The organism is Dyadobacter alkalitolerans DSM 23607, assembly GCF_000428845.1.
GTDB classification, from domain to species: Bacteria; Bacteroidota; Bacteroidia; order Cytophagales; family Spirosomataceae; genus Dyadobacter; species Dyadobacter alkalitolerans.
The window spans coordinates 58,091-83,576 of the sequence record NZ_AUAS01000014.1 but is presented as its reverse complement, the minus strand read 5'-3'; the positions used below and the strand labels follow the sequence as shown (position 1 = coordinate 83,576).

Genomic DNA, 25,486 nt, shown 5'->3' with positions numbered 1-25,486 from the left:
TTAAGGATACAAAGTGCCCGCGTTCAGGATCGGGGTTGCCGCTTTTTCACCGCAAAGTACAACAAGCAAATTGCTTACCATAGCCGCTTTCCGCTCTTCATCGAGCTGGACAATCCCTTTTTCGGAAAGCATGGCCAAAGCCATATCCACCATACCTACCGCTCCGTTCACAATCTGCCTGCGTGCTGCCACAACGGCCGACGCTTGCTGGCGCTGTAACATGGCGCCCGCAATTTCAGGGGCATAAGCAAGGTGGCTAATGCGTGATTCCAGGACATCAATGCCTGCGCGGCTCAAACGTTCGGTCAGCTCGGCTTCCAGCATTTCATTGATTTTCCCGCTTCCATCGCGTAATGTTACTTCCTGAATCTGCAGGTCTTCATCTTCCATCGTGTCATATGCATACACTCCGGCAAGATGCCTTACCGCTGCTTCCGACTGGATTTCAACATATTTTACATAATCGTCCACTTCAAAAGATGCCTTTGCGGTGTCACCCACGCGCCATACCACCACGGCGGCAATTTCGATGGGGTTACCAAGCTTGTCGTTTACCTTTAATTTCTGGCCATTGAGGTTTCTAGCGCGAAGGCTGATTTTTTTCCTCCGAAACAGTGGGTTAACCCAGCGCAAGCCGCTTTGTTTCATGGTGCCCATATAGTCACCGAAAAAGGTGGTCACAACGGCTTCATTGGGGTTAATGACTGTGAGGCCAATCAAAATTATAAACCCTATTCCGAAAACCAGGCCACCGCCAAGCACAGTCCCGGCTGCCGCAACAAGACCAACGCCACCAAACATTAAAAGCAGGCCCAGCCCAAAGAGCGCATAACCTGAGGACGATCGTAATTCTTTCTCATTCATGGTCATATTATGATAGTAAAGTGATATCACAATATTATCGAATCAGGATCAGATTCTGTTAATTTTTAGTACAAAAAAATTCCAAAGCTTTTGACCGGCTTTGGAATTGGATAAGTGGCGGATTGGGTGATTCAATTCATCTGAAAATTGATTGGCAAATTGTATCTGACCCTGACAATCTTCCCGCGCATCATGCCAGGCTCCCACATTCCGCTCATTTTCTTTACTACACGCAACGCTTCATCGTCGAGCCCGAACCCTACGCCGCTTTCGACCTTGTACTCACACATGCTGCCGTCTTCGCAAACGACAAACGACAGATATACACGGCCGGTGACGCCCCGTTGCGATGCGTCCATGGGATAACGGATGTTCTCGCCTAAAAACCTGTACATTTTAGGAAGCCCGCCCTTGAACTGCGGCTGCACGATCGCGTTATCGTAAGTCCGTTTTTCTCCATCTTCGTAAGCGATCCCCTGTTGCAGATTTCCCTTATCATCATATGTTTCCTCGTAATGCAGCGTTCCGTCTGTCCATTTGCCAGACCATTTTCCACTTTTCCGACGCTTTGTAACCGGGCCTTCTTCAATGAGCACTTTGGATGCGCTGATTCTGGTAATTGACTTCCAATAACCCTCACCATCCTTTACAATCTGAGTCCCATCCCTGTTCCAGGCATCGGCAAACATGCGCTCACGATATTCATTGTCTTTCGTGGCCGGGACTTCCGTAACTGTGCAGATCTGCCCATTGTCATACCAGGACAATTGCAGGCTTGCGCTATCACCAACAATGGTGATATCCCTTACCATACCATTCAGGTAATACTTTTTGATCAATGATGCTTTGTTGCCAGGACCGTATTCGGTGTAAGCGAGCAGTTTTCCGTTCATCTGAAATGTGGCTTCTGACGAGTGACTGGCCCCATTATCATCCCTGGCAATAATCTGGTAAGCTTGCACGGAGTCAATTTCACTTTGCTGAAAATCTGGGTGATACCAAATTTCTCTCTTCTTAAAAGGAACACGGGCAACCTCTTTCCATTTAGATCCCTTCAATTGCTCATAGATCACATCATTGTTGATATAACCCTGATCATTAACGGCCATTACACTCCTGTATTCATACTTTTTGGGATCTTTTGCAACCCTGAAACGGCCATCGAAATAATTTATGAGCGCAGATCTGGTACTGTCGAACGCAGCATTGGGAGGTGTTTTAAAAGCAATGGGATAAATCATGGATTGCCGCACTTTCTCTCCATTCACTGTCGCCGGTTTCCAGGCTTTATACAGGCTCATCAGGCGGAGGGCTTCTTTATTGGTCAGGGAATCCAGTCCTTTTGATATTTCGAGCTGCGACATGCTTCCATCCGGTTCAACAATTCCTTTCACATAAACGCGGCCATTGATTCCCTTCACCCCGCTTAAAAATGGAATCTGCAAATTGGACGCAATAAATTGGCTTAAATAAGCAATGCCGCCCATTGGCTCCGGGCCCTTTTCGACTTCATATGGAAGGTAGACTTTTTGTCCGCAAACGGGTGTGCTGAGTAAGCATAGCAAGAGAAGAAGTCTGTTCATATTTTTTAATAATGTTCAATCAAATATAAAAAAAGTATTCTTTTCAAGTTCATATGTAACCGCAAATAACGCCTAAATACTTCTACAAGCGGGTTTTAAGAGTTTGTAGCCAAATTCTTAACCATCTGATAACCTGCCAGTAACATCCAGGTAATGTTAAATGAGAATATTTGTAATATGGGAGATACAACTCACTTCAGAACAATCATCATTTCTGACTTACACCTCGGAGCAGGTGGTTCGAAGGCGGAAGAGGTTACTAATTTTTTGAAAAGCTATTCCTGCAAAAAGCTTATCCTGAACGGCGACATCATTGATGCCTGGCAATTGAAAAAATATGGGGTCTGGAAACGGAAGCATACCATGTTTTTCAAGCGGGTTTTGAAGATGATCGAGGAAAACAAAACCAAGGTGATTTACATCCGCGGAAATCATGACGATTTCCTGGATCAGATCATCCCCCTGAGGCTTGGAAAGCACTTCCAGATCCGGAAAGATTACATTCTCACGTCAGGTTCTCAACGATATTACATTACACACGGCGACGTTTTTGACTCGATTACCACACACCTGAAATGGCTCGCTTACCTGGGCGATATGGGTTATACATTTCTTTTATGGGTAAACAAGCTCTATAACCGATATCGCGAATGGCGGGGGTTATCGTATTATTCATTGTCACAGCGCATTAAGCAGTCTGTGAAAATGGCGGTGAACTATATGACCGATTTTGAAGAGAAGCTTACCGAGCTGGCCCGTTCCAGAAATTGCGACGGCGTGATCTGCGGGCACATCCATCACCCGGCAATCCGCGAAATCGACGGCATTATGTACATGAATTCCGGCGACTGGGTGGAAACATTAAGTGCATTGGTTGAAGATTTTGAAGGAAACTGGAGCCTGCTATATTATGACCAGCATACGGTTCAGGAGAAAGGTTTTTCTAAAAAATCGGCGGACAAAACAATCATTGAAAACTTCCCGGCTAGCATGGATAAGCAGGTTGCATTTTCAAGTTTGCTTCCAGGGAAAAACCAGCGGTTCCTATGAAAATCCTTTTCTTGGTCCAGGGAGAAGGACGCGGACATTTGACGCAAGCCATTTCAATGAGCCAAATTCTGCGCCATGCCGGACATGAAGTTGCAGCTGCTATGGTCGGCGTATCGCCCGGACGCGTCATTCCGTTTTTTTTTGAGGAACAGGTTGCTGCACCGGTTTTTCATTTCTCTGCACCTAACATTGTTTATAACAGCCAGGCTGAGGGGATTAATTTAAAAGCCACTGTTTATAACTTGCTTAAAAATCATAGCGCCTATTTAGCCGGGCTGCGCCTGATCCATCACACTATTCAGGACATTAAGCCCGATCTGATCATTAGTTTTTACGAGACGTTCAGTGGCTTGTATAATTTGCTGTATCGGTCCAAGATTCCAATGGTCTGTGTGGCGCATCAATATCTTTTGCTGCATCCAAAATTCATTTTTCCGAAAAACAGCAAGGTTAATCAGCTGATTATCAATTTCAATTCAAAACTTACGTCCTGGCTTGCTGTCAAGCGCCTTGCGTTGTCGTTCAGGGAGATCGAATCGAGAAATGATCTGAAAATAACGGTTGTGCCACCATTACTACGCAAGGAAGTGGTTCAAATGCAGACGGTTAAGGAGAATTTCTTCCTGGTTTACATGACACATCACAGCCTTAGCAAGCAAATTATCCAATGGCACCTGGCGCATCCTGAGGTGCGATTGCATTGTTTTTGGGATAATGCGGAGGTTTCCGATGAATTTGTTTATGATGAAACATTAACTTTTCATCGCATTAACAGCAAAAAATACCTCCAAATGCTGGCAAGCTGCACTGCGCTGGTGACGACGGCGGGTTTTGAATCGGTTTGCGAGGCGATGTATCTGGGCAAGCCGGTAATGATGGTGCCCGTTCCCAATCATTTTGAACAGGAATGTAATGCCATGGACGGCGTCATTTCCGGTGCAGGTGTCACTTCGAGATCGTTTGACCTGTCTGTTATCCTCGACTATTTACCTAAACACCTGGACCAGGCGCAAAAATTCCGCGCCTGGTATCACCGTGGTGAAGCGATGTTTTTGAGAGAAATTGAGTCTTTCGACATAAAAAGTAAAGCAGCTGTTGCCCAGATCTAAAAACTGATTCCCAACCTAAGCGCTAAGCGGTTGTAAACCCTGTCTTCCCAGCGTTCCAGCTGATTCCATTGAGGGACTTTGGTAATATGCGCTTCCTGCCGTTTATAGCTCATTGTGAATGTAACTGCCGTGCCGCCCGGCTTGCCCATGCGAAGGCCCAGGCCGGGATTCAACATGAGCCCGCCGGTGGTTCCGAAACCGTCCGAGTCATCCTGAAACCATGCAAAGCCGTAACCCGCATCGGCAGTTGCGAATAGCTTTACGTCACCTTTGTTCGTCAGATCATATCTGACTCCTGCTGAGATAGGATTCAGCAGCGCTGTTTTATACCAATCTATCCCCACAGTCACACCGGCGGCGAGGCGTTTGCTCAGCATGACTCCGTTGAATGTCTGTAATGTCAGATTTAACCTGTTATCCACCTGGTTCTGGCCGGGGTTGCCTTGAAAGGCATATTTTACCCTGCCAAACAGGCCGCCAAATTCGGTATGGTTCGTGTATTTCAGCGGAATGTTGTTCTGCGCATGCAAACTGCTCGCCATGAGCAAGGAGCTTGCCATTATTAGAAATGCTAACTTTTTCATCAGGATCGTTTTGAGGAGGAATGCCTAGATCGCTTTGCCGACCGGAATTTTACTAAGCATTCGCAGATCCTTCGGATTGCTGGAATCGTATTGATAAAACCCGTCCTTTCCGATTAGCAGCAATGTTTTTCCCAATGAGATCACATCAAAGGCGTCCATATCCTTGAAGTGAGCGAGCAGATTTTTGTCGATTTTGAATTTATCCTTTACATCAAAAACTTTAAGCCCATGCTTGCCTTCGCAAAGGAACAATATGGGCGAGTCAATGCTCAAACCATGCGGATTTTCCATTTGATAGCTTTTGATAAGCTGCGGCGAGGAAGGATTGCTTACATCTACAAGGTCCAGCTGATTCTGCGATCCCTGGCAAAATGTTCCGGTCCTGATCGTTACATAGGCAATGTTATCCTGCACCACCACCGGATCGCACGCGCGGCCATGCTGGAATGTGGAGAGTTGTTTTGGCTCGGCCGGATTGCTGTTGTCAAAAATGAACATTCCGGTGTTGGAGCCGATGAAAAGCTTGTTGTCGTGCGGGAAAATGGTCTCAATGCCCCATCCGAAGTTTATGGTTGAGAAGTCTTTTGGTTTCGAGGGGATAGCAACGTCAAAAAGATGCAGGCTGTTTTGCGTCACTGTATAAAGGAAGTTCTGATGCAGCGCAAACCGCGCCATAGAGCCTGCTTTCCCGCTGCTTCCGCCAGAACTGGGCGCCGATGACGATGACGATGCTCCGGAAAACGAAGACTGGGCAAAGGTGTCATTCATCCATCCGCCCCACCAGCCGGGATTTACACCTTCCTCGCAATTTACAGTCACCGTTTCAGTGACAAAATCTACATTCTGATCGTTGATAGCGCCTGTTGTTTCGTTTAATGTCCAGGTGCCCCCATCGAAAAGGCCGTTTTTGAACACATTTTTAATCCGTTGCATTTCTTTTGGATTCGCAGGGTCGCTAATGTCAATCGCGAGGAGATCCGAAAAACTGTCGGCATACAGAATGTTGTCACGAACAGCCATATCACCGTTTCCCGGGATACGAATGAAGGTTATAAATTCGGGGTGCGATTTGTCTTTGTTATTGATGATGTGAATGCCTGATTTGATCTCATTTACAAAAAGATAATCGCCCTTAATGTACATTTTACCCGGCCGTTCCAGCGCTCTCGGTGATTCGTTCTTAACCATGGTCCGCAGCTCCAAAAGAGAGTGTGTAACATTGGTAAAACGCCTGGTAATACGCGTTTCCTTGCATTGGTCGTTGCATGACCAGCACATTGCAGCAAGAAATAATAACAAGAGTAAAGGATTAGGTTTCATAGCAGTTAGATTATAGAGGCCAGCAATAATTACATTTAAACTTAACTTATTGCATGACACGCTGATTTTGTAATTGGTTGTAATACAAAACAAAATCGTCCGAAAGCAAGGCCTCCGGACGATAACGCACCCCGAAAATGCCAGGACTACCGGCATTTTTTATCTTAAATATCTTAATAGCTGAAAGACCCTGCTATTTGCTTTCCGGGTTCTTGATCCTGCCCATGAAAAGTATCGTATTCGATGTATTTTCGCTGATGATCAATGCAAACGGACGATCACAAAGCACCTGTTGGTTCGGGCCAACTGATGTAAGGCCCACGCCGATCGAAGTCACCGCCGCAGCTTCTGTTCCTTTTTCATCAACGCCTAAGTAGGCGTCTTGCTTCACGAAATCCACAAACAGGTCCGCTTTCGGATTTATTTTGCCCAGTTCGGCCTCGGTAGTAAATGCTTTTTGAATGCCCATTTCTTTCAAAGTTTCTTTCAGCTGCGCCGAATATTCTAATGTAAACCTGGGTAAGCCTACCTCAATGTTCGCTTCCGGCATTCCTGTGCGAATCCGGTCCCAGTCGCTTGCACTGAAGCTTGTGAGCATTTTATCCACCGTATTTTGTCCTCTCGGAACGAGTAATGTCATATTGTACTGCCCGTTTCCATAAGGAAGCTGGACCGCCGAATAAGTTTCGGTGCTGGTTGTTTTAAATTTTGATTTGGTAAACATCATTTTAACTGGCTTACCGCTTCCGTTTTCCAGCTTAAATGTTTCTTCTCTGGTATTCTTGGCGTCAAACTGATATTTCCAGTCTCCTTTGAAATACAATGCGTTCAGCAGGAACATGACGTGCTCAGGCTTGATCTCTTCTATCACTTTTTTGATCTTACCATTCGTTTTGTCGCTTGCCCATTGGTTAATCTTGTCTTTGGCTGCATCATCGAACGGAAGACCGGTTGCCTCTGCATTGAAGGAATTCTTCAAAACAGATTGAAAGTCGGGCTGTACATTAAAACCGCTTTTATACCAAAGGGAATTTGCCAGGCCAAGGCTCACTTTCGAATCTGCAATGGGCAGATCGTTCAGCAGCGTTTTGTAAGCATTATTAAGATCTGTGAGCGAAACGCCTTCCATTTGCAGGCTTTTCAGTATTTCGTCGGCTGTTTCCTTCTCGGCGCCATTGAGCAGCATGCCCAATGCCATATGCAGGCTCAGCGGTGATACGAACAGGTTTTTGTCCGAAGCCTCTGTCTGCTGTAAGGTGTGAAAGAATTGAAATGAAAATTCATTTGTCCCTGCTGAAATGCGGGACGGAACCTGAACCGGATAAATCGGGTCCGGTAAATTATCCGGACCCGGATTGTCATTGGTACAACTGATGATCGTACCGGCAATGATTCCTGGGATTAGTAATGTTTTAAGAATCTTGTTCATGGCTAATAGATTGTTTTTAATCTACATTATCCTAGAAACTCAAAATCAAAAAATGGTTGGAACTGATTTGGATTTATTTCAAAAAGAATAGCGCATTCCCCATGAAACGCCGTACAGATACGGGCGTGAATCCAAGCTCTGCGTAGACCGGAAACCAGAGGTTACCGATTTCTGGTACGACCCAGTCAGGTTTGCATTCCAGCGCGGGGAAAGCCTGTAATTAAACCGCAGGCCGGTTGTGGCTGCCCAGTTCATGCTTCTGTAAATCTCATCGCTGGCCTTGGTAGTGATAATTTCACCTGACGCTGATTCCAGCTCATTGCTGAGGAAGAAATTAGCCATCATACCGCCCAAAATAGAAGCGTTAAACTTTTTCTCCGGATAAATCGTAAATCCGGCCTGGACGGGCAGCTGCAAATATTGATAATTGTTACTTACTGCTTTGTCCACATCAATATAAAGTGCGCCGTTATTAACAAAATCCGCGGCTTTATCCCCATTCAATCCTGCATAACCCGGCGCTACGCCTGCATAGGCATTCTCCAAAACATTCGCAGACTTGTTGCTGAATGCATTCAAAACATAGCCGCCGCCTTCATAAGTCGAATTGCCTTTCAGATAACTCACACCCATTTCCAGGGACCAATGCTTGGAAATTTTCATCCCACCTTGTGTTTGTACGGCATAAGAGGCACCTGCTTCGCTCGTTCCGGAAACAGCTCTCCGCATGGATAATGATTGTCCTGAAAAGCCCACAGGGGCTTCCTTTATAGTAAGATTAGGATTGAAAGAAGCCGGCATAAGGCTTAGCCCAGCGTAATATTCGGTTTGTTTTGCTGGTGCAAGAGGCTCTTCCTTGATAACGTCAGGCTGGAAAAACACATAGCGCTTCTGCATGTGAATGTCCAGGTCGCTGTAAGGCGTTGTAGGCAATAATGCGAGCGCCATTGTGGATTCGGCCGGAGCATTCGCAACATTTGCCGGAGCATTAGCAACATCTGCCACACCATTAGCAACGCCTGCATTGTTATCTATGACCGAAGCCGCCGGTGTCTTAGTGTCCGTAAAAGCTGGTTTTTCGGCTGACGTCGAAGCGGCGCTTTCTGTCGATCTTTCAAATGCTAATGTCTGATTTGCATTGCTGATGGCAGGCTTACGAATAGCTGTTGAGCTTCCCTTCTTGCTTTTCACAACTGCCAGTTGCTCTTGACCGGCATCTGCGCTTGTTTCAGTTTGTTGACTTTTCTCAGTTGGAGCACTTGTCTCGGCTTGTGGATTGGCTTTTGCATCTGCGCTTGTTTCAGCCTCTCCTGTTCCAGCCTCCGGCGTCTGCTTGTCAGTCGTTACAGTCTCTTTTGCATTTTGTTTGGCAGCAATTTCAGTATTGATTTTATTTTCGCTCATTCCTGAATTGGAATACCAAATCCCACCGCCTACCAGCAACAGTGCTACAATAGAGGCTGCGGCATACCATATCTTCGATGACTGCCACCAAAGCGGCAATATCATTCCTTTATCCTGCTGATCGAGACGCGCTTCTATGCCCTCCCAAACTGATTGAGGAGGAGCCTCGGAGGCTTCTTTCAAAGCCTTTCGCCACTGATCTTCAAAGTTGTTTATCTCGGACGGATCCATCATTAAATCTTTTTTCTTTGTTCAATTTTTGTTGAAGAAGCCCTCTCGCCCGCGCATATTGCGACTTTGAGGTTCCTTCTGATATGCCCAGCTTTTGGGCTATTTCATTGTGCTGATAACCTTCAATGGCATACAGGTTAAATATGGTCTGACATCCGGTTGGCAACTCTTTTATGACTTCCAAAAGTTGTTTCAACTGAAAATCCCCCAATGTTACTTCCCTATCAGCAATGCCATTATGGTATAAATCAATGTCATCGAGGTCTTTCAGATATTTCTGCTGCCTCAGATGGTTCAATGCTGTGTTCACTACTACAGAACGGAGCCAATACTCTAATGGACTATCGTTTCTGAATGAATCTATATTTTCATAAATTTTAATAAAAGCATCCTGTAAAACATCCTCAGCATCAGTCCGGTTTTTAGTGTAACGCAGGCATATAGCAAACAGCTTGCCCCCGAAGACATCATAAAGTTGTCTTTGGGCAGACCGGTTGCGCTGCTTGCAGCCTTGCACTAATTCCTGTTCGTTAAAGGTCATCCGAAGTTTAGGGGTGCTTCGTTCGGTTTATTGTTATAAAAATCAGCACCGCTATCCCAAAGATAGATGAATACTGCTTCATGGCTAACGCATTGCACAATTCTGACCAGGGCAATTCGTATTAGGTTTGACACGATGCACATTGAAATGGTTGGAAAAAGTAAAAAAGGTTTTTTGATAATGTTTGCTACATTACATGCAGGAACTAATCATTGATACATATCCTTTTATTACAAGTGAAGTAAACGCTAAGGTATTTCTGTACACCTAACTTCTATCACCTATGAGCCAATACATGGTTGAAATTCAACTTCCGGCTGTTATGTCGGAAGATTTTACAGCGAAAATACCTGCTCAAAGAAAAAAGATTAATGAAATGATGGAGCAGGGACGGCTGATGTCCTATGCCCTTTCGGAAGATTACTCCAGACTTTGGTGCGTGGTAAGAGCAGACAGCGAGTTTGAAGTAATGTCACTTGTGTCTGAATTCCCGCTGATTGATTATATGGATCCAAAAATTTCCAAACTCATGTTCAACAATGTGGTTGCACTGAGGTTGCCGATGTTTTCTTTGAACTAGGCCAAAGACCATACAAAAAGCCCTGTTACGAGACCGTAGCAGGGCTTTTTGCTTTAAATCAATTATAGTTTTCGCTCGATAAGTCTGATAATCTTGCCTAATTCTTCGGCATCGACCTCACTGAAATCATTTAATTCATCACTATCCACATCCAGCACCATAGCCACAGTTCCATTCCGGTGAAAAACGGGTAAAACGATCTCTGATTTGGAAGCGGAATTACAGGCAATGTGGCCCGGGAATTCTTCAACGTCAGGCACTATTAATGTTTTTTTCTGGGAGTAACTGGCTCCGCAAACACCCTTGTCGAATGCAATGCGCGTGCAGGCGATCGGGCCCTGAAATGGCCCGAGCACTAATTGGCCTTCTTTTACGATATAAAATCCAACCCAAAAGAAGCCGAATGCTTCCTTCAACGCCGCAGCAACATTAGCCAGATTGGCGATGAGGTCACTTTCTGTTGTTACTAATGCTTCAATTTGTGGAAACAGGGCTCTGTAAACCGTCGCTCTGTCTGTGCTTGTGGGTACTATTAGTTCTTCTGCCATATTGGTAAATATCTTTGTCAATTATTGAAACAGGCCTGGAAGACGATTAGTTACCGTGACCTTTGGAAAAGATAACGGGTTAAATACTAATTTTAAGTCCATTTAGTTTAAAACGAATGATCCAAAGACATATCCTATTAATGGACGGCCCCGATCACAAGGGCTTGATTTACCAGGTTACCCGCATCCTTTTTGCTCATAATCAGAACATTATCCGCAATGATGAATATGTAAGCCCATCCAAATATTTCTTTATGCGGACGGAGTTTGAGGGCGAGACGGACATTGATAAGTTAATGGACGTTCTGAAATCTGACTTGCCTGCCGGCCTGAACCTTCGCATCAATCCTAAAAAGAAAAAGGACATTGTGCTTATGGTGACTAAGGAGCACCATTGCTTAGGCGAACTTTTGATCAGATACGCATTTGACGAGCTGGATGCCACAATTTTGGCCGTAATCAGCAATTACAACACATTACAGCCGCTCGTAGGCAAATTTGGCATTCCTTTTCACTTCATTTCCCACGAAAACCGCACGCGGGAAGAGCACGAAGAAGCTATTTTGAGAACACTGGACATTTACCGGCCGGAATATCTGGTTTTGGCCAAATACATGCGCGTTATCACGCCAAATTTTGTCAATCAATTCCCGGATAAGATCATCAACATTCACCATTCGTTTCTTCCGGCATTTATCGGCGCTAATCCTTACAGGCAAGCATACGAGCGTGGTGTCAAAATTATTGGGGCCACGGCGCATTTTGTAAACAACGATCTGGACGAAGGGCCCATCATTGCGCAAGACGTAAAATCAGTGGATCACCGGCAAACTGCGTCGGATATGGCTACATTGGGAAGGGACACGGAAAAGGGCGTTTTGTCGAAGGCGTTGAAGCTGGTTTTCAATGATCGCGTGTTCATTCACGGCAACCGAACCATTATCCTGTAACAAGAAAAAAGCCCTTAGTCAGAATCACCGAGGGCTTTTTGCAATCTGATGGATGTTATTGAATATGTAATGTTACAAATAATTCTTTAAAACATCAAATTCAGATTCAATGGGTTATGCTTTTTAATGATTTTCTAATTATTCCACAGGGATGGCTGTACGTGCTAAATCAACCAGATCTGCGTCGTTCACCTCCTTCTTCAAATCGGCCACTTCAAGGAATCTTGTATACAATTCGTCCAATGCTGGCTTGTCGAAGCTGAATCCAAGTAATTCGAGGCGGTGCTTCAAAGCATGTCTACCGCTGCGGGCTGTAAGCACGATGTCTGATTTGTCCACGCCCACATCCTGCGGGTTCATGATTTCATATGTCAATTGGTGTTTCAAGAAACCGTCCTGATGAATTCCGGATGAATGTGCGAACGCGTTACGTCCTACAATCGCCTTATTTGCTTGAACCGGCATGCGCATCATTTTGGAAACCAGCTGGCTCGTTGGATAAATAAATTGTGTATTTACTCCCGTTTCCAAACCAAGCTCCTTATGAACGGTTAATGCCATCACAACTTCTTCCAAAGAAGTGTTTCCGGCTCTTTCACCAATTCCATTGATTGTAACTTCCACCTGGCGCGCGCCCTGGCTTATGCCGGCAATTGAGTTCGCCGTTGCAAGGCCAAGATCATTATGGCAGTGAATGGAAATAACAGCTTTATGAATGTTCGAAACGTTCTCGAAAATGTATTTGATTTTGGAACCATACTCGTCCGGAAGGCAATATCCCGTCGTATCCGGAATGTTCACCACCGTCGCGCCTGCACCAATGACAGCTTCAACAAGTTGCGCAAGGAAAACCAGATCCGCACGTCCTGCATCTTCGCAATAAAACTCCACGTCCTCAACCTTGGTCTTTGCATATTTCGTGGCCGTAATCGCTCTTTCGAGGATCTTTTCGCGTGTCGTATTGAATTTGTGCTGAATGTGAATGTCCGAAGAACCGATGCCCGTGTGAATGCGTCCGCGACGTGCATATTGCAATGCATTAGCAGCTGCATCAATGTCGCCCGGCACCGCCCGCGAAAGCGCGCAAATGATAGGCTCGCGCACTGCTTTGGATATTTCGACAACAGAATTAAAATCTCCAGGGCTTGAAACCGGGAAGCCGGCTTCGATAATGTCTACACCGAGTTTTTCGAGCTGCTTGGCTACAACAACCTTTTCTTCTGTCGTTAATTGGCTGCCTGGAACCTGCTCGCCGTCTCGCAAAGTTGTGTCGAAGATCTGGACTCGATTACTCATTGGTGGGTATTAAAATTTTAATGGATACGAATTTAATAAATTTCAAACAATATAAAACCCTTTCCGGATTAGAGAAAGGGTTTCAAACGAATCAAAACATAACCTTTCCCGTATTTACGGTATCAGCAAATTCAGGAGATTAAGGTTCAATGCGAGTGCGTTCATGATATCAGGTTGCGAAAATTCGCTAACAACATTTTGTTCTGCAAATAAAACATAAGTTTTCCTTCAAACAAATATTATTTGGCAAAACTTCTTTTATATCAGATTCTTTTCAAAAGCTCAGCACCAGCTGATTGCGTGTTCAAAAGCAAATGCGCAGGCGTTGAAGCATCAGAAATATCTTTTGTACGGAAACCATCTTTCAAAAGCTTATCAACCGCTGCGATAATCGCATCCGATTCTTCTTTCAAGCCAAATGAAATGTCCAGCAACAATGCAGCAGAAAGAACAGAGGCCAGCGGATTAGCAATGCCTTTTCCCGTGATGTCGTGCGCAGAACCGTGGATAGGCTCGTAAACGCCCGTGCTATCTCCTACCGAAGCCGATGCGAGCATGCCCATTGAACCTGCAATCTGGCTCGCTTCATCCGTCAGAATGTCTCCGAACAAATTGGCCGTTACCACAACGTCAAAGCGTCTTGGATCTTTGATCAGCAACATTGCCGCTGAATCCACAAACTGGTGTTCAACCGTAACATCCGGATATTCAGGAGCAATCGCCTGGATCACTTCTCTCCACAAACGGCTTGTTTCCAAAACGTTAGCTTTATCAACTGACATTAATCTTTTGCCACGCGTGCGCGCCGCTTCAAATGCCTTGCGGCCAATGCGCTCTACTTCGTATCTGCTGTATTCCGCAATGTCGTAGGCAGTGTTATTATCGTTTTTACGGCCTTTTTCACCGAAATAAATGTCACCCGTAAGCTCACGGAAGAAAAGAATATCCGAACCTTTCAGGATTTCAGGCTTAATCGAAGACGCACTCAAAAGCTCATCAAACAACTTGATAGGGCGCAAATTGGCATACAAACCAAGCTCCTTACGCATTTTCAGCAAGCCCTGCTCCGGACGAACTTTGGCGGTCGGATCGTTGTCATATTTAGGATGGCCCACGGCGCCGAAAAGGATCGCGTCCGAGTTGCGCATTTTTTCGAGGGTTTCGTCAGGAAGCGGATTTCCGGTTGCTTCAATCGCAACGTGGCCCATCAATGCCTCGTCGTAGCTGAATTCATGTCCGAACTTCTCAGCAATTTTCACCAAAACACTTTTTCCAACTTCTGTAACTTCTTGTCCGATTCCATCCCCCGGAACGATTAGAATATTTTTCTTCATTAATTGTTTGAATTGATAATCAATTATTTAAACATTTTCATTTTCGCCAAAAGCGGCGGCAAATCTTATATTTGATCTATAACAAAACTTCAAATTACGCTAACCAGCGGAATCTCGCCGATTAGTTCCGGGCCAGCGGGAATGCCTATTAGGTTTAGCATTTTTTGCGTGGCCATGATGGCTGAGACGGTTTGGTCGGAGTCTAATCCTCTGGTTTTTACCTCTTTGCCGTTGATTTCCCAAGTAATGATCGTTTCGCAAAGGGCATCTGTTTTTCCACCGGGTGGGATGCGCACTGCATAATCCGTCAGCATGGGCAAACTGATTCCTTTACGGCAATATATTTTCTTCAACGCATTCATAAAGGCGTCATACTGACCGTCGCCTTGGGCATTTTCTTCGAAAATTTCTTCTTCAAACCTGATTTGCAATGTGGCAGAAGGCTTTAAATTTTTAGAATGCGTGAGCACGTAATTGACAATGACAACCTTCTCCTCAATAGCATTACTGGCCAGAATATCAGAAATGATATAGGGCAAATCCTCTGGCGTCACCGCTTCTTTGCGGTCGCCCAGTTCGATGATTCGCTGCGTTACTTTTTTAAGATCTGAGTCTGAAAGTGAAATTCCCAGATCTCTCAGATTGTTCTCAATGTTCGCTTTTCCGGAAGTTTTGCCCAAAGCATAAAGCCGCTGACGACCAAAACGCTCAGGCATTAACTTACTGAAATACAGATTGTTCTTTTTGTCACCATCGGCGTGGATGCCAGCAGTCTGGGTAAAAACGCTTTCACCGACAATTGGCTTATTAGATGGGATCCGGACACCAGAAAATGTTTCAACCAGCTTGCTAACCGTGTATAATGAGCGCTCATTGACAGACGTTTTGAACTCCGGCATGAGGTCATTGATCACGGCAATCGTGCTCGCCAGCGGGGCGTTGCCCGTTCTTTCACCCATGCCATTCACCGTCAAATGCAGCCCGTGCGCCCCAGCTCGCAATGCTTCCATGACATTCGCAATGCTCAGGTCATAGTCGTTATGCGCGTGGAATTCGAAATGGCTGTTTGGATAACGGTCAACGATGGACTTTACAAAAGTATAGGATTCCGAAGGCGTTAAAATGCCCAGCGTATCAGGTAGCAAAATCCGTTTTACCGGCTGGGTAACTAGGAAATCAAGCGATTGGAACACATATTCGGGCGAATTCCGCATGCCATTGCTCCAATCTTCGAGATAGACATTACAATCTATACCGCTGTTTTCAGCCAGCTCAATTACCTTTCGAATGTCTTCAAAATGCTCCTGAGGTGATTTTTTGAGCTGATGTTTTAAATGATTCAGCGAACCTTTGGTCAAAAGATTCATCACCCGCGCACCCGATTGCAGCATCCAATTAATGGAAGCGTCACCGTCTACAAACGTCAGGACTTCAATTTTATCCAGAAAACCATAAACTTTCGCCCATTCCGTGATTTTCTGAACCGCCTGAAATTCCCCTTCCGAAACCCGGGCAGAAGCGATTTCAATGCGATCCACCTTCACTTCCTGCAACAGGATCTGGGCAATCGTCAACTTTTCTGATGCGGAAAACGACACGCCGCTGGTTTGCTCACCGTCGCGGAGTGTCGTGTCCATTATTTCAATATAGCGGCTGTTCATAGGAGGCGTGCGGCCGTCGGCTATTAATAAATTCTCTGTGCTTCAAACTCCTTAATTTCCCCTTTCATGGCTTGCAGATAGTCGATATCGTCGAAGCCATTCATCATGTTATGTTTTTTATAACCATTGATGTCGAAAGATTCAGATTCGCCGGAGCCCACGATCGTGATCGTCTGCGCATCAAGGTTCACCTCGAATTCTGCATTCGGATCAGCCTCAATAGCTTGGAAAATTTTATCCAGGAATTCTGCACTCACCTGAACAGGCAAAATACCGATATTCAATGAGTTACCTTTAAAAATATCTGCAAAAAAGCTGGAAACGACGCAACGGAAACCATAATCATAAATCGCCCAGGCAGCATGCTCCCGGCTCGATCCGCTTCCGAAATTGTGCCCGCCTACCAGGATTTTTCCTTTGTAAATTGGATTGTTCAAGACGAAATCCGTCTTCGGCGTATCATCGCCATTGTAACGCCAGTCGCGGAAAAGATTGTCGCCAAATCCTTCGCGCTTGGTCGCTTTCAGAAAACGCGCAGGGATAATCTGGTCAGTGTCAACATTTTCTATCGGCAAAGGAACTGCCGTACTTTTTAAAACTGTGAATTTATCGTAAGCCATGTTAATGTCTGGTTTGAATTAAAGAAGATCACGTGGGTCTGTAACAACGCCGGTCACTGCCGCAGCCGCAGCCACCAACGGGCTAGCGAGAAGCGTTCTCGCGCCCGGGCCTTGGCGACCTTCGAAATTGCGGTTTGACGTGCTGACAGCATATTTTCCAGCCGGAATTTTGTCATCATTCATCGCCAGACAAGCCGAACATCCTGGCTGACGAAGCTCAAATCCAGCTTCGGTAAGAATGTCCAAAATCCCTTCTTCTTTAATCTGAGCCTCCACAATGTGTGAACCCGGAACAACCCAAGCCGTCACATTATCAGCCTTTTTACGACCTTTTACGATCGAAGCAAATGCCCGGAAATCTTCAATGCGCCCATTGGTGCAGCTTCCGATGAAAACATAATCTATTTTCTTGCCCAACATGGATTCATTTTCATGAAAACCCATGTAAGCTAACGACTTATCGTAGGTAGATTTTCCGCCTTCAACTTGTTCCGAAGTCGGAATATTCCTGGAAATTCCCTGACCCATTCCCGGATTCGTTCCGTAAGTGATCATGGGCTCAATGTCGGCAGCGTCGAAAGTATATTCTTTGTCAAAAACAGCACCTTCGTCTGTTTTCAGTGTTTTCCAGTAAGCAAGCGCCTCGTCCCACTTCTCTCCTTTTGGAGCTTGGTCACGGCCATTAATGTATGCAAAAGTCGTTTCGTCCGGAGCGATCATACCGCCGCGCGCACCCATTTCAATGCTCATGTTACAAACCGTCATACGGCCTTCCATGCTCATATTTCTGAAAACGTCTCCTGCATATTCAACGAAATAACCCGTTGCGCCGGCTGTTGTCAGTTTGGAAATAACATAAAGCGTCACGTCTTTCGGCGTCACTCCTTTTCCTAATGTTCCGTTAACATTCACACGCATTTTCTTAGGTTTCGGCTGCATGATGCATTGCGACGAAAGCACCATTTCAACCTCAGAAGTGCCTATACCGAAGGCAATTGCGCCAAAAGCGCCGTGTGTAGATGTATGTGAATCCCCGCAAACGATCGTCATGCCGGGAAGTGTAATTCCATTTTCTGGGCCCACCACGTGCACAATTCCGTTTCTGGCATGGCCAAGGCCCCAGTGTGAAATTCCGTATTTTAATGAGTTGGTTTCCAGTGCTTTCAATTGATTTGCAGAAAGCGCATCCTGAACCGGAAGGTGTTGATTGATTGTCGGTGTATTGTGGTCGGCAGTTGCGAATGTTCTTTCAGGATACATTACACCAATATTTCTGCTTTCCAGACCCAGGAACGCAACCGGGCTGGTTACTTCGTGGATAAAGTGACGGTCGATGAAGAACACATCCGGACCATCTTCAATTTTGCGTACAACGTGTGCGTCCCACACCTTGTCGAAAAGGGTACTTGCTTGATTACTCATTGTTTTATTATTAAAATTTCGCCTCTTCAAGACTGACTTCTAAGAAATTGCGATCCAAACCGCCCTTTTCTCAAAAGGAGAACTGAGATTACAAATTACCACAAATTCAACCGAATAACGATAACGTTAAAGGTTCAAAAAATAGTGATTTTGGTTTTTCAGATAAGTTTGAGCGGAAATTGTTATTGGCGGTTACGACTTAGCGCCCGACGGTCATTTTAAGCAGCACATCTTTCAAAGGAGGCAAATGGATTTCGATGATGCGCCAGACGATTTCGTAATCAATTCCGGCATAATCATGCACCAGAATATGTCTTGATCTAATGATCCGCATCCATTCAATCTCCGGATATTGCTCACGAATGTCTTTTGGAACGCGATTGGCGGCTTCACCCAAGACTTGAATGTTCCTAATCACCGCATCCCGCGTTTTCCGATCTGCCAAGAAATCATCAAAGCTCATGCCCAATGTATATTCCAGAACCGTTTCAACCGAATCCAGAAATAATATAGAAGGCGCCCGCTCAGACATAGATTAAACTTTTTTCGATAAAAGGCAGTAGTGGGGCTTTCAATCCTTTTTTGCTTACAAGGTCTACCTTCGTTTGAAGAACATCTTCCAGTTCAATAGCAAGATCAATGAATTCAAAACCGACAGGGGCCGAGAACTCGACGAGAATGTCCACATCACTGCTAGCATTGGCATCATTTCGTGCATAGGAGCCGAAAAGTGCCATTGATTTTAAAGGATATTTCTTGAAAAAATAGCCTTTTGATTTGCTCAATTTATCTAATACGGTCTGTGTAGTCATGGCAAGCACATTATGACAATGAAGCTAGGCTTTTCAAAACACAATCCCAAATTACGCCTGCTTCTTCGGCGTCCTACCGAACTTCTCCTTATAAGTCTTTATAAAATGGGAAACGCTTTCGTAGCCGATCTCCGTGCTGATTTCCGAAACGTTTTTAGTGCTGTTTCTCAATAGAAAATCGGCGTAATCGATTCTTTTGTTTTTAAGCCAAAGCGCTGGGGAGGTGTTGAATTCGTCTTGGAAATCTCTTTTGAATGCGGATAGGCTGCGTCCTGAAAGACGTGCTAGTTCGTTTAGTGTGAGTGGTTTAAGATAATAACTGTTCATCAGGAACGACAAATCGGCTTTTTCTCCTTTGTACAGGCTGTAAAGAATCGCGCGGAGTTGTTTTGAATTGTCCAGTTCCAACAAATGCAGCAGTAACTCCTGAAACTTTAATCGTAGAAAATGATTCTTTAATTCAGTCCGTGATCGGAAATAAGGGAAAACCGATTGAATAAACTTCTCGAAATTATCATCTGATTTCAACAGCAAAATAGGGTTTTCTAGAACTGGTGTAGCCTTAGCCGGATTGAAGAGCTCAGGATGCAGGCTAACAAACTCCTTCAAAAGCTTCTCATCAAAAAAGAAAACCAAACTCTTATAAGCCTCGTTAATCGACTCTGACATCAGGTAAAAACCACGCTGAACAAACAGAATGTCCCCTTTCTCGACATGCACCTCCTGCGTCGGACTCGTAAACTTCTTCTCCCCCTCCAAAACCACAATCACTGCATGTTCCTCAAAAAACACGTCATACTTCGACGGATAAACCTCATTGCGATAAGCAACAAAAGTCATATCCTGAATCTTCAAAGATTCAAATTCCTGCGAGCTGATATCGGATGGAACGCGAAGCATAGCTAAACCATAAACTGAAACAAATCCGGCTGATCATTCAAATACTCGTAAACAATCCGATTAGCATCCATTCGTTCGATTAATGGTGCGAAGTCTTCCCGATTTTTCAGCTCAATGCCAACTAATGCGGGGCCTTGTTCGCGGTTGGTTTTTTTTACGTATTCGAAACGGGCTATGTCGTCGTTTGGGCCGAGGACGTTTAGGAATTCCCGGAATGCGCCGGAGCGTTGGGGGAAGCGGATGATGAAGTAATGTTTCAGGCCTTCGTAAAGCAACGAGCGCTCTTTGATTTCTTCGGTCCGGGTAATGTCATTATTGCCTCCGCTGATGAGTGCAACAACGTTTTTGCCTTTGATTTCATCTTTTATCAGATCCAATGCGGCAACAGTAAGTGCTCCTGCAGGTTCGGCAACAATGGCTTCTTCGTTGTAAAGCTGCAAAATGGATGAGCAAACTTTGCCTTCCGGAACCAGAATTACCTTGTCCAGACTTTTACTGCAAATCTCGAATGTAATGTCACCGGCCCTGCGCACTGCCGCGCCATCGACAAATTTATCAATGTGCTCCAAAGTAACAACGTGCCCGTCTTGCATCGACTGATACATGGTCGGCGAGCCTTCCGGCTCCACGCCTATCAGCTTTGTTTTAGGTGAAAGTTGCTTGAAAACGGTTGAAATGCCGGATGCAAGGCCTCCGCCGCCAATCGCCATCAGCAAATAATCGATTTTGAAATCAGCATCTTTGAAAATTTCTAAACCCACCGTTCCTTGCCCTTCAATCACCTGCAAATCATCAAATGGATGCACAAAGACGGCATTATTCAAGGTTTGATATTCTTTGGAGGCATAATAAGCATCGTCATAAGTATCACCTACCAAGTGGATTTCGATCCATTCCTGACCAAACAATCTAACTTGTTTTACTTTCTGCGCCGGCGTGGTTGTAGGCATGAAAATCGCTCCTTTCACCTGCATTTTCCTGCACGCATATGCTACGCCTTGTGCATGGTTGCCTGCGCTCGCACACACGACCCCGCCCGCAAGTGCCTCCGCGGACATGCTGGCCATTTTGTTATAAGCACCGCGGATTTTGTAGGAGCGAACAGTTTGCAAATCTTCCCTTTTGAGATAAATGTTGGCCTGATATTGCTCAGAAAGATGCGCATTATAAAAGATAGGCGTGTGATTAATGATGCCCCGGAGCCTTTCAGCGGCGAGGAAAATATTATCTAATGTTGGGGCGGAGTGAGCTGTATCCATTACTGTTAATGAAAAAAGCCTTGCATGCCGCAAAGCTTCATATCTATTTTCAACAATTGCCGGGGGCTTAAGCCCCCGGCAAAGAATTTAATTAATTATTCTCAGGGCGCAGGCTGCGAACTGTTTTGCCGGCTCTCCACATTTCTGATTCACGAAGCTCAGCCAATTCTTCTTCCAGTTTCACACGGTAGTCAGACTGTGAGTTCCGTGTAATAGAGATGTTTGCTTGTTCGCCGCTTTTTACAGAGTTGTAAAGTTGTTCAAAAACAGGCTTAGTAGCGTCACGGAATGGTTTCCACCAGTCCAATGCACCGCGTTGAGCTGTTGTAGAGCAGTTTGCATACATCCAGTCCATTCCGTTTTCAGCAACAAGGGGCATCAATGATTGCGTCAATTCTTCAACTGTTTCGTTGAATGCTTCTGATGGTGAGTGACCATTCGAACGCAACACTTCATATTGTGCTGCGAAAATTCCCTGGATCGCACCCATCAATGTTCCGCGCTCGCCTGTAAGGTCAGACGTAACTTCACGGTAGAAATCAGTTTCGAACAAATATCCTGAACCAACACCGATTCCCATTGCGATACATTTCTCACGCGCTTTACCCGTTGCATCCTGGAATATTGCAAAGGAAGAGTTCAAGCCTTTTCCTTCTACGAACAAGCGGCGAAGTGAAGTTCCTGATCCTTTTGGAGCAACCAAATATACGTCTACGTCAGCAGGAGGGATAATTCCGGTTTGATCTTTGTAAGTCACACCAAAACCGTGTGAGAAATACAACGATTTTCCAGCAGTAAGGTTTGCCTTAACAGTCGGCCATAATTCAATTTGAGCGGCGTCAGAAAGCAGGTAACAAATGATTGTTCCTTTTGCCAATGCTTCTTCCAATTCGAAAAGTGTTTCGCCAGGCACCCATCCGTCAGCAACGGCTTTGTCCCACGACTTACCTCCTTTACGTTGTCCAACGATCACATTGAATCCGTTGTCACGCATGTTCAAGCTTTGGCCTGGGCCTTGTACGCCGTAACCAATTACAGCTATGGTTTCATTAGAAAGTACTTCACGTGCCTTTTCAAGAGGAAATTCTTCACGGGTTACTACTTCTTCTTCGACCCCGCCGAAATTTAATTTTGCCATTGATTATTGATTGGATTATTGATTACTCGATTTAAAAACAATATTAGGTAAAGTTGACCGGTTACTGATAATACTCCCACTCAGCCTCAGGAAGGTAATCCACAAGCGTTTGAGGCGATTTACTAACCGCAACACGGCCGGATCTTACAAATTCCAGGATTTCATGTGGTTTGATATAGTCAAAGAATTCAAAAATCTCTTCTTCCGTGCCCGTTTTTTGGATGATCACATAAGTCAGATGCCAGTAAACGACCCACGCTTTATAAGTTTTATTAATGGTCTCAATGTCAAGCGGTTTGGCGCCGATTGGCGTTGAGATTTTAAACAATGCGATCTCATTATAAGCGATATCGTCATTGAGATAACCAAAAACAGCCAGCACCTCAATCACTTTACGGATCTGGCGGACGAGCTTTTCAACTGCATCACGCGACTCATGGCGAATGACGATGGTAAACCTTGAAATGCCCTTACGCTCCGTTTCGGAAACTGTAAGACTATCAATATTAATGCGTCTGCGTGTCAGAATGGTGGTAATCTTGTTCAGAATACCAATCGTATTTTCTGTAAAAACACAAATGGTGTATGTTGTCATGATCAATTAATGTCTATATTATTCCAATCTGATATCTGCCACGCAAGCTCCGGTTGGAACCATCGGGAACACATTTTCTTCTTTTTCTACCAAAACTTCCAATAAATAAGGCTTATCGGAAGCCAGCATTTTGTCCAGCGAATCGTTCAGGTTTTCCCTGGCATCGCAAGTGTGGCCATCTATACCAAAACCTTTTGCAATGGTGATAAAGTCAGGATTTTGCAGCTCAACAAATGAATAGCGTTTCTGATGGAAAAGCTGTTGCCACTGGCGCACCATCCCCAGGAAATTGTTATTTAAAATAATGATCTTAACCGGAAGGCCGCTTTGTGCAATGGTTCCCAATTCCTGGATTGTCATTTGGAAACAACCGTCTCCAATAATGGCAACAACCTCACGGTCAGGCGCTCCTACTTTTGCTCCGAAGGATGCTGGCAATGCAAAACCCATTGTTCCCAATCCGCCGGAAGTGATGAAAGAGTTCGCTTTTTTGAACTGATAGTAACGCGCCGTCATCATCTGGTGCTGACCCACATCCGCAACAATCACCGCTTCGCCTTTTGTTTTATTAGAAAGCGTGCGGATCACCTCAGCCATTTTGATCTTTTCCGTTGTCGGAGCAAGTTCGGGCTGCGTAATTTTCTGATCCTCAATGGCATCGTAACGTTTGAATTCCTCGCGCCATGCTTCATGTTTGTTTTCCTTCACCAATGGAAGCAACATTTCCAACGCTCTTTTGGCGTCACCAACAACCGGTGCGTCGGCTTTGACGATTTTATCAATTTCCGCAGGATCGATTTCAATGTGAACGACTTTCGCCTGCTTCGCATAACGGCTCAAATCCCCCGTAACGCGGTCATCAAAGCGCATGCCCACTGCAATGATGACGTCGCATTGATTGGTCAACACATTGGTTCCGTAGTTTCCATGCATTCCCAGCCAACCCACATAATTAGGATGGTCGCAAGAAACAGAAGAGAGTCCCAGCAATGTAGAAGCCGCTGGAATATCTGTTTTTTCAATGAATTGGATCAATTCAGCCTCTGCATTAGCAATCTGCACGCCGTGTCCGAAAAACAGGAACGGGCGTTTTGCCTGATTAATCAATTTCGCAGCCGCCGCAACCTGCTCATCCTTAGGAGACAGACGTGGATGGTAACTTACCAATTTTTCACATTTTTTGTGAACAAATGGTCTGGTCATCAATTTCTGCTGCGCATCCTTGGTAATGTCGATCAGGACAGGTCCTGGACGGCCGGATTTTGCTATATAAAATGCTTTTGCTATGATTTCAGGAACCTCGTCCGCATTGGTAATCTGGTAATTCCATTTCGTGATCGGAATGGTAACGCCCATCACATCCGTTTCCTGGAATGCATCCGTTCCGAGCAAATGAGAAGCCACCTGACCTACAATGCAAACCATTGGTGTTGAATCGATTATTGCGTCAGCGATTCCGGTTACGAGATTCGTTGCACCTGGGCCGGATGTTACCAGACAGACGCCCACTTCTCCTGTGATGCGCGCAAAACCTTCTGCTGCGTGTGCCGCACCTTGCTCGTGGCGCACCAGGATGTGGTTAATGTGCTCCTGATAATCATAAATCGCGTCGTACACCGGCATGATCGCTCCACCTGGATAACCGAAGATGGTCTCAACCCCTTCCGCGATCAGCGACTGGATCACCGCATGTGAACCATTGATCAACTCCGGCTTAGCAATCGAAGCCACCGGCTCGATCACCTGCATTGTTTGTGTTTGATTTTCATTAAATCCCATGACTCCTCTATTTATTTAATGTGATCCGATGCATTTTGAAAGGCACAATTGAATTCCAGGCCTTTCAAATTGGTAATGATGTCTATCGAAACAGGTGCTCTTCCAAAAGTGAAAACATCGAATCTTGGGTTTGACAAGAAATTGTCTTCAGTCATATCGAACATTAGCATTCCAAACTTCCCGAACGCCTTTGTTATTCTCGAGTAGTTATCTTTTGTTTTGTTAACCTAAATATCCATGTCACCAGTGGTTCTGGAATAACCATGAACGATAACCGAATAACCTCCTACTATGTATTCGACCTGACATTCATTTAATGATTTCAAAAAGTCATGAAAATCATCATTGAAGATATTTGCCATTATAATGTGTGTTTCCGCATAGAGAAGGTTGTTCTGTCGATTCTCGGCGGATTATTTATATCAAACCGAAAAGCGACACTATTCAGGTAATTGGCAGCTTGTAACCTCTCCTTCG

At 45.0% G+C, this 25,486-nt stretch carries 25 protein-coding genes; 4 read left to right on the top strand and 21 right to left on the bottom strand.

Annotated elements, in window-relative coordinates:
* Together G395_RS0121480 and G395_RS0121475 are read right to left on the bottom strand one after the other, a co-directional pair.
* Window positions 1-864: an SPFH domain-containing protein gene (locus G395_RS0121480; protein WP_026631960.1), complete on the bottom strand. Its 864-nt coding sequence runs from the start codon at window positions 862-864 to the stop codon at window positions 1-3.
* Window positions 865-995: 131 nt separating this feature from the next.
* Window positions 996-2,447, bottom strand: a complete 1,452-nt coding sequence (locus G395_RS0121475) for an energy transducer TonB (protein WP_026631959.1) — start codon at window positions 2,445-2,447, stop codon at window positions 996-998.
* Between the two features lie 177 nt (window positions 2,448-2,624).
* On the opposite strand from G395_RS0121475, the gene G395_RS0121470 reads away from it, so the two are divergent.
* Both G395_RS0121470 and G395_RS0121465 read left to right on the top strand, forming a co-directional pair.
* Window positions 2,625-3,497, top strand: coding sequence for a UDP-2,3-diacylglucosamine diphosphatase (locus G395_RS0121470; protein ID WP_026631958.1), 873 nt, complete (start codon window positions 2,625-2,627; stop codon window positions 3,495-3,497).
* Window positions 3,494-4,606, top strand: coding sequence for a glycosyltransferase family protein (locus G395_RS0121465; protein WP_026631957.1), 1,113 nt, complete (start codon window positions 3,494-3,496; stop codon window positions 4,604-4,606). Before G395_RS0121470 ends, G395_RS0121465 begins: the two co-directional genes overlap by 4 nt.
* Here G395_RS0121465 and G395_RS0121460 read toward each other — a convergent pair.
* The 5 genes from G395_RS0121460 to G395_RS0121435 form a co-directional block, all read right to left on the bottom strand.
* A complete protein-coding gene (locus G395_RS0121460) occupies window positions 4,603-5,190 on the bottom strand; it encodes a hypothetical protein (protein ID WP_026631956.1) in 588 nt (195 codons plus the stop codon). The genes G395_RS0121465 and G395_RS0121460 overlap by 4 nt on opposite strands.
* 24 nt (window positions 5,191-5,214) lie before the next feature.
* The gene (locus tag G395_RS0121455) at window positions 5,215-6,510 is read right to left on the bottom strand and encodes an LVIVD repeat-containing protein (RefSeq protein ID WP_026631955.1); all 1,296 of its coding nucleotides are present in this window, start codon (window positions 6,508-6,510) and stop codon (window positions 5,215-5,217) included.
* A 193-nt stretch (window positions 6,511-6,703) separates the two neighbouring features.
* On the bottom strand, window positions 6,704-7,939 hold the full coding sequence (locus tag G395_RS0121450; RefSeq protein WP_026631954.1) for a serpin family protein: 1,236 nt from the start codon (window positions 7,937-7,939) through the stop codon (window positions 6,704-6,706).
* Between the two features lie 78 nt (window positions 7,940-8,017).
* Window positions 8,018-9,577, bottom strand: coding sequence for an outer membrane beta-barrel protein (locus tag G395_RS0121440; protein ID WP_229204248.1), 1,560 nt, complete (start codon window positions 9,575-9,577; stop codon window positions 8,018-8,020).
* Window positions 9,546-10,115 (bottom strand): RNA polymerase sigma factor, encoded by a 570-nt coding sequence (locus G395_RS0121435; RefSeq protein ID WP_026631952.1) that lies wholly within the window; start codon window positions 10,113-10,115, stop codon window positions 9,546-9,548. Before G395_RS0121435 ends, G395_RS0121440 begins: the two co-directional genes overlap by 32 nt.
* A 283-nt stretch (window positions 10,116-10,398) precedes the next feature.
* Here G395_RS0121435 and G395_RS0121425 point away from each other — a divergent pair, with 283 nt between their 5' ends.
* A complete protein-coding gene (locus tag G395_RS0121425; protein WP_026631951.1) occupies window positions 10,399-10,695 on the top strand; it encodes a muconolactone Delta-isomerase family protein in 297 nt (98 codons plus the stop codon).
* A gap of 62 nt (window positions 10,696-10,757) precedes the next feature.
* Here G395_RS0121425 and msrC read toward each other — a convergent pair whose 3' ends face one another.
* Complete coding sequence (gene msrC, locus G395_RS0121420) at window positions 10,758-11,243, bottom strand: free L-methionine (R)-S-oxide reductase MsrC (RefSeq protein WP_026631950.1); 486 nt, start codon at window positions 11,241-11,243, stop codon at window positions 10,758-10,760.
* A 140-nt stretch (window positions 11,244-11,383) separates the two neighbouring features.
* Between msrC and purU the strand changes: the two genes are divergently transcribed.
* On the top strand, window positions 11,384-12,193 hold the full coding sequence (gene purU, locus G395_RS0121415) for a formyltetrahydrofolate deformylase (RefSeq protein WP_026631949.1): 810 nt from the start codon (window positions 11,384-11,386) through the stop codon (window positions 12,191-12,193).
* A 138-nt stretch (window positions 12,194-12,331) separates the two neighbouring features.
* On the opposite strand, the gene G395_RS29935 is transcribed toward purU, so the two are convergent.
* The 13 genes from G395_RS29935 to G395_RS32935 all read right to left on the bottom strand — a co-directional run bounded on the left by G395_RS29935 (window position 12,332) and on the right by G395_RS32935 (window position 25,371).
* Window positions 12,332-13,489: a 2-isopropylmalate synthase gene (locus G395_RS29935; RefSeq protein WP_084439757.1), complete on the bottom strand. Its 1,158-nt coding sequence runs from the start codon at window positions 13,487-13,489 to the stop codon at window positions 12,332-12,334.
* Between the two features lie 263 nt (window positions 13,490-13,752).
* Window positions 13,753-14,823: a 3-isopropylmalate dehydrogenase gene (gene leuB, locus G395_RS0121405; RefSeq protein ID WP_026631948.1), complete on the bottom strand. Its 1,071-nt coding sequence runs from the start codon at window positions 14,821-14,823 to the stop codon at window positions 13,753-13,755.
* Window positions 14,824-14,912: 89 nt separating this feature from the next.
* Window positions 14,913-16,484: a hydroxymethylglutaryl-CoA lyase-like TIM-barrel protein gene (locus G395_RS29930; RefSeq protein WP_051350290.1), complete on the bottom strand. Its 1,572-nt coding sequence runs from the start codon at window positions 16,482-16,484 to the stop codon at window positions 14,913-14,915.
* Between the two features lie 23 nt (window positions 16,485-16,507).
* Window positions 16,508-17,104, bottom strand: coding sequence for a 3-isopropylmalate dehydratase small subunit (gene leuD, locus G395_RS0121395; RefSeq protein ID WP_026631947.1), 597 nt, complete (start codon window positions 17,102-17,104; stop codon window positions 16,508-16,510).
* Between the two features lie 18 nt (window positions 17,105-17,122).
* Entirely contained in the window at window positions 17,123-18,526 is a 1,404-nt protein-coding gene (gene leuC, locus G395_RS0121390; protein ID WP_026631946.1) for a 3-isopropylmalate dehydratase large subunit, read from the bottom strand.
* 199 nt (window positions 18,527-18,725) lie between these two features.
* Window positions 18,726-19,058, bottom strand: coding sequence for a HepT-like ribonuclease domain-containing protein (locus G395_RS0121385; RefSeq protein WP_026631945.1), 333 nt, complete (start codon window positions 19,056-19,058; stop codon window positions 18,726-18,728).
* On the bottom strand, window positions 19,051-19,338 hold the full coding sequence (locus G395_RS0121380) for a nucleotidyltransferase family protein (protein WP_035361856.1): 288 nt from the start codon (window positions 19,336-19,338) through the stop codon (window positions 19,051-19,053). Before G395_RS0121380 ends, G395_RS0121385 begins: the two co-directional genes overlap by 8 nt.
* 51 nt (window positions 19,339-19,389) lie before the next feature.
* Window positions 19,390-20,238, bottom strand: coding sequence for an AraC family transcriptional regulator (locus G395_RS0121375; RefSeq protein ID WP_026631943.1), 849 nt, complete (start codon window positions 20,236-20,238; stop codon window positions 19,390-19,392).
* A 2-nt stretch (window positions 20,239-20,240) separates the two neighbouring features.
* The gene (gene ilvA, locus G395_RS0121370; RefSeq protein WP_026631942.1) at window positions 20,241-21,497 is read right to left on the bottom strand and encodes a threonine ammonia-lyase; all 1,257 of its coding nucleotides are present in this window, start codon (window positions 21,495-21,497) and stop codon (window positions 20,241-20,243) included.
* A 91-nt stretch (window positions 21,498-21,588) separates the two neighbouring features.
* Window positions 21,589-22,635 (bottom strand): ketol-acid reductoisomerase, encoded by a 1,047-nt coding sequence (gene ilvC, locus G395_RS0121365; RefSeq protein WP_026631941.1) that lies wholly within the window; start codon window positions 22,633-22,635, stop codon window positions 21,589-21,591.
* Window positions 22,636-22,696: 61 nt separating this feature from the next.
* Window positions 22,697-23,230 carry an acetolactate synthase small subunit gene (gene ilvN, locus G395_RS0121360; protein ID WP_026631940.1) on the bottom strand — a complete coding sequence of 178 codons (534 nt, stop codon included), beginning with the start codon at window positions 23,228-23,230 and terminating at the stop codon, window positions 22,697-22,699.
* An 18-nt stretch (window positions 23,231-23,248) separates the two neighbouring features.
* Window positions 23,249-25,009: a biosynthetic-type acetolactate synthase large subunit gene (gene ilvB / locus G395_RS0121355; protein WP_026631939.1), complete on the bottom strand. Its 1,761-nt coding sequence runs from the start codon at window positions 25,007-25,009 to the stop codon at window positions 23,249-23,251.
* A gap of 227 nt (window positions 25,010-25,236) precedes the next feature.
* Window positions 25,237-25,371 carry a hypothetical protein gene (locus G395_RS32935; RefSeq protein WP_262485400.1) on the bottom strand — a complete coding sequence of 45 codons (135 nt, stop codon included), beginning with the start codon at window positions 25,369-25,371 and terminating at the stop codon, window positions 25,237-25,239.
* Window positions 25,372-25,486: the final 115 nt, after the last annotated feature.

Excerpts from the sequence above, each read along its gene's own strand:
- G395_RS0121480 (WP_026631960.1), bottom strand. The coding sequence starts at position 864 with ATGAATGAGAAAGAATTACGATCGTCCTCAGGTTATGCGCTCTTTGGG.
- G395_RS0121475 (WP_026631959.1), bottom strand. The coding sequence starts at position 2,447 with ATGAACAGACTTCTTCTCTTGCTATGCTTACTCAGCACACCCGTTTGC.
- G395_RS0121470 (WP_026631958.1), top strand. The coding sequence starts at position 2,625 with ATGGGAGATACAACTCACTTCAGAACAATCATCATTTCTGACTTACAC.
- G395_RS0121465 (WP_026631957.1), top strand. The coding sequence starts at position 3,494 with ATGAAAATCCTTTTCTTGGTCCAGGGAGAAGGACGCGGACATTTGACG.
- G395_RS0121460 (WP_026631956.1), bottom strand. The coding sequence starts at position 5,190 with ATGAAAAAGTTAGCATTTCTAATAATGGCAAGCTCCTTGCTCATGGCG.
- G395_RS0121455 (WP_026631955.1), bottom strand. The coding sequence starts at position 6,510 with ATGAAACCTAATCCTTTACTCTTGTTATTATTTCTTGCTGCAATGTGC.
- G395_RS0121450 (WP_026631954.1), bottom strand. The coding sequence starts at position 7,939 with ATGAACAAGATTCTTAAAACATTACTAATCCCAGGAATCATTGCCGGT.
- G395_RS0121440 (WP_229204248.1), bottom strand. The coding sequence starts at position 9,577 with ATGATGGATCCGTCCGAGATAAACAACTTTGAAGATCAGTGGCGAAAG.
- G395_RS0121435 (WP_026631952.1), bottom strand. The coding sequence starts at position 10,115 with ATGACCTTTAACGAACAGGAATTAGTGCAAGGCTGCAAGCAGCGCAAC.
- G395_RS0121425 (WP_026631951.1), top strand. The coding sequence starts at position 10,399 with ATGAGCCAATACATGGTTGAAATTCAACTTCCGGCTGTTATGTCGGAA.
- msrC (WP_026631950.1), bottom strand. The coding sequence starts at position 11,243 with ATGGCAGAAGAACTAATAGTACCCACAAGCACAGACAGAGCGACGGTT.
- purU (WP_026631949.1), top strand. The coding sequence starts at position 11,384 with ATGGACGGCCCCGATCACAAGGGCTTGATTTACCAGGTTACCCGCATC.
- G395_RS29935 (WP_084439757.1), bottom strand. The coding sequence starts at position 13,489 with ATGAGTAATCGAGTCCAGATCTTCGACACAACTTTGCGAGACGGCGAG.
- leuB (WP_026631948.1), bottom strand. The coding sequence starts at position 14,823 with ATGAAGAAAAATATTCTAATCGTTCCGGGGGATGGAATCGGACAAGAA.
- G395_RS29930 (WP_051350290.1), bottom strand. The coding sequence starts at position 16,484 with ATGAACAGCCGCTATATTGAAATAATGGACACGACACTCCGCGACGGT.
- leuD (WP_026631947.1), bottom strand. The coding sequence starts at position 17,104 with ATGGCTTACGATAAATTCACAGTTTTAAAAAGTACGGCAGTTCCTTTG.
- leuC (WP_026631946.1), bottom strand. The coding sequence starts at position 18,526 with ATGAGTAATCAAGCAAGTACCCTTTTCGACAAGGTGTGGGACGCACAC.
- G395_RS0121385 (WP_026631945.1), bottom strand. The coding sequence starts at position 19,058 with ATGTCTGAGCGGGCGCCTTCTATATTATTTCTGGATTCGGTTGAAACG.
- G395_RS0121380 (WP_035361856.1), bottom strand. The coding sequence starts at position 19,338 with ATGACTACACAGACCGTATTAGATAAATTGAGCAAATCAAAAGGCTAT.
- G395_RS0121375 (WP_026631943.1), bottom strand. The coding sequence starts at position 20,238 with ATGCTTCGCGTTCCATCCGATATCAGCTCGCAGGAATTTGAATCTTTG.
- ilvA (WP_026631942.1), bottom strand. The coding sequence starts at position 21,497 with ATGGATACAGCTCACTCCGCCCCAACATTAGATAATATTTTCCTCGCC.
- ilvC (WP_026631941.1), bottom strand. The coding sequence starts at position 22,635 with ATGGCAAAATTAAATTTCGGCGGGGTCGAAGAAGAAGTAGTAACCCGT.
- ilvN (WP_026631940.1), bottom strand. The coding sequence starts at position 23,230 with ATGACAACATACACCATTTGTGTTTTTACAGAAAATACGATTGGTATT.
- ilvB (WP_026631939.1), bottom strand. The coding sequence starts at position 25,009 with ATGGGATTTAATGAAAATCAAACACAAACAATGCAGGTGATCGAGCCG.
- G395_RS32935 (WP_262485400.1), bottom strand. The coding sequence starts at position 25,371 with ATGGCAAATATCTTCAATGATGATTTTCATGACTTTTTGAAATCATTA.